Raw genomic sequence first — 12,447 nt, forward strand, 5'->3', positions numbered from 1 at the left:
CCCTGTGGCCTGAACCACCCAAACTTAGGGAACCAGGAAACTTAGAGAACCGGCAATTGGTAACCGCTCCTGTATTGTTTCATCAGGTATTCGCTGTTGATCTTATCGTCGGTGAATTTTTCTGCCGTTTGGTCCCAGATCAGGCGCTGCCCGCTGCGCTGGCTGATATTCCCCATTTGGGCAACTGTCGCGACATGAGCTCCGGCCTGGATGGAACAGTGGAGATTTTCCAATTTACGGGAGCGGACCACGTCTATAAAGTTTACCATATGCAGGTCCAGACCGTTATCGGAAGACTTGACAAAGGGCTTACTTACCTTATTTTTGCTCTGGTGCTCTTCGATCACTTCCCATCCGCCGCGGCTCAGGACAAGGGTTCCATTATTTCCGATATAAGCAATCCCATGATCCCGTCCATAAGATCCGTTATCGATCCCCATCGCATGGTCCCAGACCAGGTTGAATCCGTCGAATTCGTAGAGGGTAGTCAGGGTATCCGGCGTTTCTTCATAAAGATCAGGATAAGCGAATTTGCCTCCCAGGGCGGCAATGGATTTCGGAACGGTTGCCTTCATTCCCAGCAAACCGTAATCCAGCAGATGAACGCCCCAATCTGTCATGAGACCGCCTGCATAATCCCAGAACCAGCGAAAATTAAAATGAAAACGGCTCGAATTAAAACTGCGCTGGGGTGCAGGTCCAAGCCAGCTATCGAAATCCACTCCTGCAGGAGGTGCCGAGTCTGGAACGACCGGTCCGGGCTTCATCCAACCCTGGTAACACCATACTTTTACGGTACGGATATTCCCTAATTGGCCGGATTGAACGAAATCCACGGCATCCTTAAAATGCTGCTGGCTCCGCTGCCATTGACCTGCCTGCACTACCCGGTTATATTTTTGCTGTGCCGCTACCATGGTCCGGCATTCTCCTATGGAATTGCCTACCGGCTTTTCCACATATACATCCTTTCCTGCCTGGCAGGCGGCAACCATGATCAGGGCATGCCAGTGATCGGGAGTGCCGATGATCACGGCGTCAATATCTTTTTGTTCGAGTAATTTCCGGTAATCGCTGTATGTTTTGACTTTAGCGGTATCCACCTTCATTTTGGCCAGCTCATGCATTCTTTTGTCCAGCACATTTTTGTCTACATCGCAGAGGGCTACGACATTGACTCCGGGGATCTTCAACGCAGCGGTCAGATCAGCCCACCCCATCCCATTGATGCCGATGGCGCCTATATTGATCCGGTCAGAGGGAGCCAGGCTCCTGCCCCATCGCGAAAAGGGGTTGTTGTCAAACGCGGAAAGCAGGATCGCGCCTCCTGCCAGAGCTGAACTTTGCTGTAAAAATGAACGACGGTTACTCATGATAAATGAATATAAAAAATAGCAGACCGGAGTCCTTAAAGGATAATACCTCTGATATATTCCAGGCTCTTGGTGATACTTACATAAGGATCGATTTTGATCTGATCCTGTTCCACAAAAAAGTATTTCATGCCGGAAGTCTCTTTGAAATTAAATATTTCTTTATAATTGATAACCCCTGTTCCCACCTCGGTGAAGGTCTTTTCCGGAGAATTATCCATATCCTTCACATGCCACATAGGAAAACGGCCGGGATTGGCCTTTATCAAGGCAATAGGATCTACTCCGGCCTTGGATACCCAGAAGATATCCATTTCAAAATGTACCAATTGAGGATCGGTCTGTTTCAGCAAGGTCGCATAACCTGTCTGGCCGCCGCCCCAGTCATTGAATTCAAAATTATGATTATGATAGGCCAGTTTCATGCCGGCATCCTTAGCTACCTCTCCGGCTTTATTCAGCTTATCGGCCAACTCTTTATAACTATCCAGACCTGTCCGTAAATTTTCGGGCAAATAAGGAACGGTAAAATAATGATGGGATAAGGCGCGGGAATCTTCAACCGTCTTTTTCAGGTCATCCATATCGCCCTTGCTGAGGTAATCCGGCAGGGAATAATGTCCGCTGGGTGTTTTGAGATGGTTTTGAGCAAAAATAGCGGCAAATTCCGCCGTGGAAAGACCGAAATATTTTCCGGCACTATAGCCGAATGTTTCCACATTGTTATAGCCGATCTGTGCGACCCTGGCGATCGTAGCCTTCAGATCCTTTTTCACCTCATCCCGAAGGGTATAGAGCTGAAGTCCGACCTCTTTTTTCTTTTTAAACCAATCCGATTTACCGATCACCAAACCTGTGGTGGCGAGAGAAGCTTGCTTTAGAAACTGACGACGTGTGGACATAGCATTCGTATTATCCCGTTAATTTACACAAAATAATGGTACGGGAAAATATATGTTTGCCAATCTCCTATTTCTTTTGCAGGGTCACGACCGCTGTCGCCTGTTCGTTGAGAGTGACAAGAATACCGCCCTGGGAACTTGATGAATTCTGATTGATTTGAGTGGTCATTGTCAATGTACTGCCGCTGATGGTATATTTATAACCCTGACCCTGGGTTGGCTGCGCTGCCGAACCAGGAACACTCAGCAGGCCACCTGCGGTCATATATAAAGAATCTGATCCGATCGATTGATATTTTGATCCGCTGTTAGTAGCCGGAACGACTACAGGTATTGACTGCCCAATGGAATCGGTAAATACGCCATTGACGAAATTAGCGCCCCTGGCATTAATGGTTGCAGAATATCCGATCCCGATCCCCTTGATCGAATCAGCCGTTATCGTAATATAACCGATATTATTTTCAGTAGTATAATCGGAAGCTGTCACAGTCTTCAAAGTCGATCCCCCTGCTGCATATTGTGTCGTGGCCAAGGTTTTTAAATGCATGGATACCAGGCTCCAGTCTCCCAGCAGATTACCATTGGGATTGTTGGAGGTGCTGTTATCCTTTTTACAGGAGGCAAAGGCTAAAACAACAAGGAAAAGACAGAAATACGTAAATTTTTTAGTCATATAATCGGTATAATCAACGAAAACGAAAATAAGCAATGTTTATTGTAAAACCGCTGCTTACACCAAAATCCGCAGCACCCATGCAACGATCGGTCAGAAACCGGCGTCAAAGAGTATTAAATTAAATTGCTATGCCCCGATATCAAACTATCCTTTTCAAATTATTCAGGTTAAGGTCAGCCTTTACCTTCTCCCGATTCGTTTTAGTGGCAGCCCTTAGTTGCCCTTTTGCGTTTTCCCTTTCCTGCAAAAAATCCAATGGTCCGGAAAAAGATATCGCCAAAGATATTGTCCTGCCTGCCACAGGGCCTGCTGTCATACAGGCCGGCCAACAATTCGCCTTCGATTTCTTCCGGGCAAACCAGCAGACCGATAATAACAGGTCCTCCAACAAACTGATTTCTCCGTTTAGTATTTATCTTACCCTGAGCATGGCCTTTAATGGAGCCGCCAATGCCACGCAGGATTCCATGAAGGAGGCTCTAAGGTTGAAAAATTTAACACCCGATGACCTGAATAATACCTGCCAGGCTTTGCTGCAGCAATTGCCGTTTTCAGATAATAAGGTTGAAATATCCATTGCCAATTCCATTTGGTACCGGCAAGGTATGCAGCCCTTACCAGGCTTTTTGGATATTACCAAAAAAGACTATGCAGCTACCGTTCAGGAGCTGAATTTCTCGGACCCCGCCTCCGTAAAAACCATTAATGATTGGGTTTCAACAGGTACCCAACAAAAGATCCCAAAAATACTGGACAAGATTAATGCAAACGACCTGCTGTTTCTGATCAATGCGGTTTATTTTAAAGGCACATGGCAATATCCCTTTGACAGGAATGCAACAAAGGATGCCGCTTTTTACCGGACCGGTAATTCTTCGGTTACCACGCCTTTTATGTATTTGCATCAAACCCCGCTTGGATATTTCCGGAACGATTCCCTGCAAATGATACAGTTACCTTATGGAGGGGGCAACTTTACCATGTCTATTTTACTCCCGAATAGCGGTTTAACGGCAACGGATATACTGTCCGGCCTGAATGCTGCCTCATTTCAATACTGGCAGAACGGGTCCACGTCTTATACCATGGACCTCTATCTGCCGAAATTCAAATACAGTTATTCCATCGGCGATATGAAACCTGCTCTGTCACTGATGGGAATGAGTATTGCTTTTGGAGACCATGCAGATTTTTCGGGAATGTACAACAGTCCGGTAATGATCACCCAGGCTATACATAAGACCTTCATCGAAACCAATGAGGAAGGGACCGTAGCAGCTGCCGCCACTGTGATCGGCATGGGGACTATGGCATCCATGCCTCTTTCCATCAAACTGGATCATCCGTTTCTCTATGTCATTCAGGAAAAAACCAGCGGCACCATATTGTTTACCGGGTTGATCAATGATCCATCTCAGTAATTTTCACCTTTACCTCTCAGGATCCTTCCGGTTAAACAATCAAATTGTTTTCAGATAAGAAGTCGTTGCGCCAATATCCTGTAGTGCTGAATATAAGATATCCAGATCTTCCGGACCATTAAAGGCATTGATGGAGAACCGGAGAAAGAGCCTGCTATCCTGTCGCATGACAGGCACCTCTATTTTATAATTTTCAAAAAGATGGCGCTGCAATTTTTCCGGTTCAGGGCTAATAAGCCCAGGAAGGGGAACTGCGAACATCTGGCCCAAAAAATCATTATTTATGGGACAATGCGGCTCCGTACCCAATAAACCGCAAAAACGCAGGGCATGCTGTTGAACCAGTTCCCGGCAGGATGCTGCAACCATCTCCCAGTTATTTTCCCGAAGGAACGAAATGGCCTTGGGTACCGTTAAGAAAGCGGAAAAATCGCGGGTTCCCTGCCCCTGGTGATAATCCAGGAACCGGGAGTTGGAGGGGGAAACACTATTATACCCCCAGCTGATCAGCAAGGGATCGAACAGGGATTGCATGTCCTTGTTAACGTATAGGAAAGAACAGCCTTTTGGGGTAAGCATCCATTTATGACAAGCGCCTGTATAGATATCTGCCTGCAGGGAAGATAGATCGACAGGAACATGACCGGGTGCATGTGCTCCATCTACAATGGTGAGCAGCCCTTTTTCTTTGGCGATGGCACAGATCTCTTTTACCGGTAAAATCAGAGCTGTTGCACTGGTAATCTGGCTGATAAAAATAGCCCTGGTTTTATTGCTGACCCCTTTAAAAAAATCTTCGATCAATTTTTCCCTGGAAACAATGGGCAGGTTGATCCGCTGTCTCACGTATTTTGCTCCGCTCTTATGACAATAATAGTTCCAGGTCCTGTCGCAGGCGCCATATTCCAGATCGGTGGCGAGTATTTCATCGCCGGGTGCCAATTGCAGGCTTTTGGCGATGATATTAATACCATATGAGGGATTCGTAACATAAACGACATCATCGGGATCACAATGTATATAAGCGGATAGGGCCTCCCTGGATTGTTTCAGATAACGTAATCCGTTAACGCCCATAAACTGGACGGGCTCGTATTCCAGTTCGCGCTGCCATTTCTGATAATCCTCGAAAACCGGTTTTGGACAAGCTCCGAAAGAACCAAAATTCAGATAAGTAATATCTGGATTCAGCAGGAACTTCGAGCGTAAAGTAGGTAATTGCATGCCTTAAAATTATAGATTATTCCGGTTTATCTTTGTCTTCACGGAAAACAACTATAAACAAAGAATACAAAGTCTAACAAGGATACAAAGAATAACAAGGGCAACAGGAATACCAAGAATACCAAGGACAAGAAGAATAACAAGGCTAACAAAAGATAACAAAGGACAACCGAATGAGAACCGAATTAAAAAAGACGGAAATGGAGAGGGGTGTGTTCAGAGGCGTTTTTTCAAAGTATGGGAAAAAGACTAATTTCAGAGGCCCCTCCACCGAAACGATCCTCTTAACAGAGATCCGCAACAGTGAAGGGCTCTTTATATGCGACCATTTGTGGTTCAATCTCACCAAAGGCTTTGGAAAATTAGGCCATCTTCGGGAAGGCGAGATCCTTCAATTCGAAGCAAGGGTCAAAAGCTATAAAAAAGGTTATATCAACAAAAGTGCAGGCATCAATGAATCTACCCTGGATTATAAATTAAGCCATCCTACCAAAATGGAAAAGGTCAGAAAGTAATCAGAAACTAAGGTATAACCTATATCCGCCCCCTATGCATTAAACCCTCCATCCAGGGTAACTGTCGACCCTGTCATATATTTCCCTTCTTCACTTGCCAGGAAGGCTACCATTCCGGCAATATCCTCCCCGCTTCCATATTCGGGAATGATCATAAACCCTTTAAGAAAATCGGCCAGCGGGGTATTAGCCGGATTCATATCCGTATCGATGGGGCCGGGCTGTACCAGGTTAACGGTAATACCTTTGGGTCCCAGATCACGGGCAAGCCCCCGTGTGAAACCGCTTAATGCCGATTTGCTCAGAGCATAAAGAGTTCCTCCGGGGCCAACTACCCTGTCTGCCATATTACTGCCAATAGTAATAACCCTTCCGCCCGGCGTCATATGCCGGGATGCTTCTGCGGAGGCGAAAAAAACAGCTTTTACATTAACCGCTATCGCCCGGTCAAATTCTTCCGGCGTTAACTCTTCCAACGGCGTGGTTATATAAATGCCGGCATTATTGACCAGGATATCTATATGGCCAAAAGTCTTTACTGTTTGGCGCACCGCTTTTACAACAGCATCGGGATCTGTGTTATCGGCTGAAATAGCGAGGGCCCTGCCACCCTCCTTTTCAATAGCTGTTACAACGGCTTTTGCTTTTTCGGGAGCGCTTACAAAGGTCAGGGCTATAACTGCGCCTTCCTTTGCCAGGCGTTTGGCGATAGCGGCACCGATTCCGCGGCTTCCTCCTGTGATCAGAGCTACTTTACCTGCTAAACGTTTCATGTTGTATTATTTTTATTTGGTGATTGTGCTAAAAAAGTTTTTCAAAACTAGCCGATCCTGGATACATTTGTGGGTACTGCTAAAGTTATCAGGTACTAACAAAAAAGTAAGAAATGAGAAAGACGAGCTCTACCAATGCCATGAATGAAAAAGTGCTGCGCGATTATTGCGGCATGTCACATACGTTATTGGTATTGGGGGGAAGATGGAAAGCCAATATCATTGCCCAATTGCTGATGGGGAAGATGCGTTACAGCGAGCTTAGAAAATCCTTACCCAATATATCCGAGCGTATGCTCGTAGCTCAACTGCGGGAAATGGAAAAAGACGGACTTGTCCGGCGGATCGTATACGCTGAAGTACCGCCACGGGTGGAATATGAATTGACCCCACTGGGTTTGTCGACCCGGCCGATGATGAAGATCATTTCAGAATGGGGCAATATGCACAAAAGTAAAATACAATCCATTTAAAAACCTTGTTTTATGTTATTACTCGCCATACTTCTTCCATGTGTTTCCTTTTTGCTTAGAGGGAAGATCTTAAGTTTCGTGGTATGCCTGATCCTTCAACTCACCTTGATCGGCTGGTTACCGGCAGCTATATGGGCCGTCGTAGACCTTCAGAACAAAAGAGCAGAAAGAAGGACCAGCCGTATCGTCAGAAGTATGAAAAATCGTTGACCATCCGGCCCATATCCTCCTAGTCGACTGTTTTACAGCCTTTTATCGGAAATTAAAAAAAACGGAAAAAGAGGTATTGCAGATGCAACAATCGATCACTACCCCGCGTCTTTAGTGTCATGGACATGCATCTCAATAGACACAAACCAATCAGCACGTATCGTTCTATGCAGGATAATGAACAACCAAAAAAAGATCAGTACCGTATCTGGCGATTAATCGCCCGGAAACTGGAAGGTGACGCATCTCCGAATGAATTGCAGGAATTACAGGAATTGTTGCAGGATAATCCGCATATTCAGTATTCTGTGGATATCCTCACCAATCTTCGGAATACGACCAATGGCCAGACTGGAGGTTAATAGGGCAAACCGGCCAAAAGATTCTTCAAAGAATGCCGGTCATGCGTTCAGATTCTGCTATTCCCGATCAGTCCTAATATTCCGTTATTCCCGATCGGTCCTAAGATGCTGTCAATCAGAAAAATTTAATCAGAAAAAATAAAACCAAATGAAAAAACTTATCCTCTTTTTCCTTTTTTCCTTCGCAGTACTTGGAAGCCAGGCGCAATTCGAAACCAAAACCCCATTCCTGGTTAAGACTTTTGATAAAGCGCAGGTAAAACAGGTGCTGGCTGAGACATCCGGAGGAAGCGTCCACGTTACCGGATCGGATGGCGTTGATATAAAAGTAGAAGTATTTGTACAGTCTGGAAATGGTAGACTTATGGGTCTGTCGAAAGAGGAAATTCAGAAAAGGATGGATGAGAATTATGAATTGACGATTACTTTATCCGATAACCAACTTACCGTTAAAGCCAAACCAAGGGGCGACGATATAGATTGGAAAAGGTCTTTATCCATTTCTTTTAATATCCTTGTTCCCCGGAATGTATCTACCAATCTCTCCACCAGCGGTGGAAGTATTTCCCTAAATAGCCTTTCTGGGACGCAGGATTTCAGGACCAGCGGCGGAAGCCTGCATGTGGAGGATTTAAGCGGAAAGATCAAAGGCAGGACTTCGGGAGGAAGTATTCATATAAAAAATTCCCGGGATAATATTGACCTGGGCACCAGCGGCGGAAGCATTTCCGCGGCCAATTGCACTGGAACCATTCAGTTGGAAACCTCCGGAGGATCACTGACCCTGGATGACCTGAAAGGAACCATAACGGCAACCACAAGCGGCGGAAGTGTTCATGGCGGTACAATTGGCGGAGAACTTTCGACGCATACTTCGGGCGGCAGTATCACCTTACGGGATCTTTCCTGCAGCCTGGATGCTTCTACCAGCGGAGGACATATAGATGCAGAAATAAAAGAGCTGGGCAGTTATGTAAAACTCAGGAATTCCGGCGGCCATATCAGTCTGACCATTCCTAAGGATAAAGGACTCGACTTAAAATTATTCGGCAATATAAAGGCCGGTAAATTAGAAAAATTCAGCGGTACCGTGGAAAAAAGCAAGATCGAGGGAACCTTGAATGGTGGTGGGATACCGGTTACCGTCGATGCACAGGGCGGAAAATTAATCCTTTCCTTTAACTAAAATAGTACGGTCAATAGTTTATTGTACGGTCAATAGTTTATGGTTTTTGTAATTTAACTGACAGCCGCCCCGTATTTATTTACAGGGCGGCTTTTCTTTAGTTTTATTTCCTTTTTTCGGTAACCTTTTTACCATAACGGAGTAATCCATATAGATCCAAACAGACGTAATCCATATAGAACCAAATCGAACAACCCAATTCAAACTGGTGCCTGAACTTTCCGACGAAAAAATAATGCAGCTGGTGAAGAGCGGACAATTGTCCGAACTGACAGAGTTATTTAACCGGTACCACGTTAAATTGTACAATTTTTTCCTGAAAATGACCTTTGATAAAGCTGTAAGCGAGGATCTTACACAGAATCTGTTCTACCGGATCCTAAAATACAGGCAGAGTTTTCAGGATGGGAATGGCAGTTTTAAATCCTGGATATATGGTATGGCCAGGAATATACATACCGATCATTACAAACAGGAAAAAAGAATGCCGGACCGGTTCAAACTCGCGGAAAGATATGACCGGGGAGTGTCCGGAAACTATCAAACCTACGGCGAAGAACACTTCGAACAATTGGAACTGTCCCTGGCCCGGTTACAACCTGAACAACGCGAAATCCTGTTGCTATGCAGGTACCAGGGACTAAAATATGAGGAAATTTCAAAGATCAGGGGTATATCGGTTTCGGCCATAAAGGTTCAGGTACACAGAGCCATCAAACAACTGAAGGCCCTTTATTTCAAACAAGCACAAGAGGAGGGATTATCATGACCTGTAAAGAAATCGAGCCGCTTTTACCTGACTATCTTGACCATTTTGAAGGTCGTTCTTTTTCCCTGGATGATTCTATCAATAAGATTTCCCCTGAATCCCTGGATGAAATAAGAACGCACCTTTTAACCTGTGAAAAATGTAACCGGGAATTGGAAGAAATGATCCAATTAGGGCAGTTAATGGACAAGGATTTACCAAAAGAACCCAGCCAGGTTTTACGGGAAAACTTCCGGGATATGTTACAGGCTGAGCTAAAATTACAGGCCAAAATAAATATAGCCTGGGTCTCTCCCGTATGGAAAGTAGCGGCTGTCCTCATTATTTTGCTGGGCGGAGTCTGGATCGGAACCTTGTTGAAATCCCCGGGGGGTAACGCTGCCCCGGAACAGATCGTAGAGCTTAGAAAAGAAGTAAAGGAGATGAAAGAAGTGCTGCTCTTTTCCCTGCTCAGTGATGAATCGGCCACGCAGCGGATCAGGGCGGTGAGTTATGCCGAGGAGATCGCCAATCCCGATCAGAAGGTCATCGAGGCACTGCTGAATACCCTGGATCATGATAAAAATGTAAACGTCCGCCTGGCCTCGCTTTATTCCCTCGCCAGGTTTTCCGATAGACAGGCCGTGCGCGATTCGCTGGTAGAATCCCTGAAAAAACAAACAGAGCCGATCATCCAGGTAGTATTGATCAATATCCTGGCTGAAAAAAAAGAATCCAAGGCCATTGGTCCGATCCGGGAGATCCTTTCCAATAAAAAAACATTGCAGGAAGTAAAAGAAGTAGCGCAAAAAGGATTGAGAACAATCTAAGATCCGGGATTAATTGCCATAGCCTACCTGCACATTTTATAACTGCCTGTAACAGTAATATACCTATACCAGTAATATATAGATGATAAATTTTAACACCCCAAAATAAATAGATAAATAAATAAATATGAAAAAAATAAAGGCCACCCTACTTTGCCTTGTCATGGCATGTACCACAACATTATTGCAGGCCCAGGATTTTAAGATCCAGGCCGACAACTCGAAAGAAGGCAAACTAACGCTGGATGGTTTTACCGGAGATCTGCCGGTGGAAGGTTATAGTGGAAATGAGATTCTCATAACCTGCAGTTCAGGCAATTTCAGGGAAACTCCTGACCGGGCCAAAGGATTAAAACCGATTTTCCCGGGCGGCAACGATAATACAGGTTTAGGCATTTCTATGGAAAAGAATGGTAATCAGATCACCCTTCATTGTTTGCTTGCCCTGACCCAGCATGCAGATTACAAAATAAGGGTTCCGGAAAATTATTCCCTGGTCATAAAAAGAGAATGCCCAAAATCCGGGGAGACTACTGTTCTGAATATGAAAAATGAAGTGGAATTCAGCGGATGCCATTCCATAAAACTGAAGAATGTGACCGGTCCGCTGGTCATTTCAACGATCAATGGTAATGTCGACGTAGCCTTCAGCGAACTGAACAAGGATAAGCCTGTTTCTATAACTTCTGTCAGCGGGGAGATAGATGTTACCGTTCCTGCCAGGGCTTCGTTCGACCTGGAGATGAGCACCCTCAGCGGGAATATGTATTCCGATTTTGAATTTCCCGCCGACAACAAACAACTTAAAAAAGTCGGAGGCTCTTCCGTTCGCAATCAATTGAATGGGGGCGGCGCAGACCTGCGGATCCATACGATCAGCGGAAGCATTTACCTGAGAAAAGGTTAATAATATATCAACGATAATAATACATCAGAGATAATAATACATCAGAGATAATAATACATCAACTGTAAAAACCTGTATATGAAAAACATACTATTGATAACATTATGCTGCATCGGGATACTATCCTTAACTGCACAAAAGATCATAGAGAAACATATGGACTATACCGGAAAAAAACTTATTTCCATGAACTTCCAGATTTCGGATTCCATTCGGATCATTACCTGGAAAAAGAACGAAGTCTATATAAAGAGTTCGATCAATGTCAATGAGAATAAGAATAATGAAGATTACAAAATGACCTTTGGGGAATCGGATGATAATATCAATATATCGGCCAAACTGGATTATGATAAAGTCAGGGGTAGCCGGAATGGAGACAATAATTGTAACTGTTGCCAGAGTGAGATCTTCCACGATGTCTTCATTCCTGAAAATGCTGACATTTCCATTGAAACGATAAATGGCAATGTCACCATAACAGGAACCATTGCCGGGATCAGGGCCCACACGATCAGCGGTTTTATCGACCTGGCTGTTTCCCCCGAACGGAAAGCCGATCTGAAACTTAATACTATCACCGGAAATATGTATTCCGATCTTGACTTCCAGACAGAAAGCGGAAAAATAAAACGGGGTGGCGGCGGAACCCCCTCTATGGTAACCAGGTTGAACGGAGGCGGGGGTAAACCAATCGATCTGAAAACGATCAGTGGGAATATATTCCTGCGGAAAGCAGGATAGGCAACAACCTTCAATAGTCTGAGGTCCGCCATTCGGAAAATAATTCCCGCCGTTGCGCAAAATGCGCCAGGATAGCCCGGCGTATTTACAATTTTTGCAG

15 protein-coding genes are annotated in these 12,447 nt (G+C 44.9%); 10 read left to right on the top strand and 5 right to left on the bottom strand.

Annotated elements, in window-relative coordinates; genetic code table 11:
* Positions 1–41: 41 nt before the first annotated feature.
* The 3 genes from ACX0G9_RS29260 to ACX0G9_RS29270 form a co-directional block, all read right to left on the bottom strand.
* A complete protein-coding gene (locus ACX0G9_RS29260; RefSeq protein ID WP_459068537.1) occupies positions 42–1,373 on the bottom strand; it encodes a Gfo/Idh/MocA family protein in 1,332 nt (443 codons plus the stop codon).
* Positions 1,374–1,408: 35 nt separating this feature from the next.
* Entirely contained in the window at positions 1,409–2,275 is an 867-nt protein-coding gene (locus ACX0G9_RS29265; protein ID WP_459068538.1) for a sugar phosphate isomerase/epimerase family protein, read from the bottom strand.
* Positions 2,276–2,342: 67 nt separating this feature from the next.
* Complete coding sequence (locus ACX0G9_RS29270) at positions 2,343–2,951, bottom strand: hypothetical protein (protein ID WP_459068539.1); 609 nt, start codon at positions 2,949–2,951, stop codon at positions 2,343–2,345.
* A gap of 131 nt (positions 2,952–3,082) precedes the next feature.
* Between ACX0G9_RS29270 and ACX0G9_RS29275 the strand changes: the two genes are divergently transcribed.
* Positions 3,083–4,375: a serpin family protein gene (locus ACX0G9_RS29275; protein WP_459068540.1), complete on the top strand. Its 1,293-nt coding sequence runs from the start codon at positions 3,083–3,085 to the stop codon at positions 4,373–4,375.
* A 39-nt stretch (positions 4,376–4,414) separates the two neighbouring features.
* On the opposite strand, the gene ACX0G9_RS29280 is transcribed toward ACX0G9_RS29275, so the two are convergent.
* The gene (locus ACX0G9_RS29280) at positions 4,415–5,599 is read right to left on the bottom strand and encodes an aminotransferase class V-fold PLP-dependent enzyme (RefSeq protein ID WP_459068541.1); all 1,185 of its coding nucleotides are present in this window, start codon (positions 5,597–5,599) and stop codon (positions 4,415–4,417) included.
* Between the two features lie 173 nt (positions 5,600–5,772).
* Here ACX0G9_RS29280 and ACX0G9_RS29285 point away from each other — a divergent pair, with 173 nt between their 5' ends.
* The gene (locus ACX0G9_RS29285) at positions 5,773–6,114 is read left to right on the top strand and encodes a hypothetical protein (RefSeq protein ID WP_459068542.1); all 342 of its coding nucleotides are present in this window, start codon (positions 5,773–5,775) and stop codon (positions 6,112–6,114) included.
* A 32-nt stretch (positions 6,115–6,146) separates the two neighbouring features.
* On the opposite strand, the gene ACX0G9_RS29290 is transcribed toward ACX0G9_RS29285, so the two are convergent.
* A complete protein-coding gene (locus ACX0G9_RS29290; RefSeq protein WP_459068543.1) occupies positions 6,147–6,887 on the bottom strand; it encodes an SDR family NAD(P)-dependent oxidoreductase in 741 nt (246 codons plus the stop codon).
* Between the two features lie 113 nt (positions 6,888–7,000).
* Between ACX0G9_RS29290 and ACX0G9_RS29295 the strand changes: the two genes are divergently transcribed.
* The 8 genes from ACX0G9_RS29295 (at position 7,001) to ACX0G9_RS29330 (ending at position 12,347) form a co-directional block, all read left to right on the top strand.
* Positions 7,001–7,360 carry a winged helix-turn-helix transcriptional regulator gene (locus ACX0G9_RS29295; protein ID WP_459068544.1) on the top strand — a complete coding sequence of 120 codons (360 nt, stop codon included), beginning with the start codon at positions 7,001–7,003 and terminating at the stop codon, positions 7,358–7,360.
* Between the two features lie 12 nt (positions 7,361–7,372).
* Positions 7,373–7,570, top strand: coding sequence for a YqaE/Pmp3 family membrane protein (locus tag ACX0G9_RS29300; protein ID WP_459068545.1), 198 nt, complete (start codon positions 7,373–7,375; stop codon positions 7,568–7,570).
* A gap of 125 nt (positions 7,571–7,695) precedes the next feature.
* Entirely contained in the window at positions 7,696–7,932 is a 237-nt protein-coding gene (locus ACX0G9_RS29305) for a hypothetical protein (protein WP_459068546.1), read from the top strand.
* A 148-nt stretch (positions 7,933–8,080) separates the two neighbouring features.
* Positions 8,081–9,118 (top strand): DUF4097 family beta strand repeat-containing protein, encoded by a 1,038-nt coding sequence (locus ACX0G9_RS29310; RefSeq protein WP_459068547.1) that lies wholly within the window; start codon positions 8,081–8,083, stop codon positions 9,116–9,118.
* 208 nt (positions 9,119–9,326) lie between these two features.
* The gene (locus ACX0G9_RS29315; protein WP_459068548.1) at positions 9,327–9,887 is read left to right on the top strand and encodes an RNA polymerase sigma factor; all 561 of its coding nucleotides are present in this window, start codon (positions 9,327–9,329) and stop codon (positions 9,885–9,887) included.
* On the top strand, positions 9,884–10,696 hold the full coding sequence (locus tag ACX0G9_RS29320) for a HEAT repeat domain-containing protein (protein ID WP_459068549.1): 813 nt from the start codon (positions 9,884–9,886) through the stop codon (positions 10,694–10,696). The genes ACX0G9_RS29315 and ACX0G9_RS29320 overlap by 4 nt, the downstream gene beginning before the upstream one ends.
* A gap of 127 nt (positions 10,697–10,823) precedes the next feature.
* Positions 10,824–11,603 (top strand): DUF4097 family beta strand repeat-containing protein, encoded by a 780-nt coding sequence (locus ACX0G9_RS29325; protein ID WP_459068550.1) that lies wholly within the window; start codon positions 10,824–10,826, stop codon positions 11,601–11,603.
* A 78-nt stretch (positions 11,604–11,681) separates the two neighbouring features.
* A complete protein-coding gene (locus ACX0G9_RS29330; protein WP_459068551.1) occupies positions 11,682–12,347 on the top strand; it encodes a DUF4097 family beta strand repeat-containing protein in 666 nt (221 codons plus the stop codon).
* Positions 12,348–12,447: the final 100 nt, after the last annotated feature.

The sequence above is a fragment of the Flavitalea flava genome (assembly GCF_054461575.1).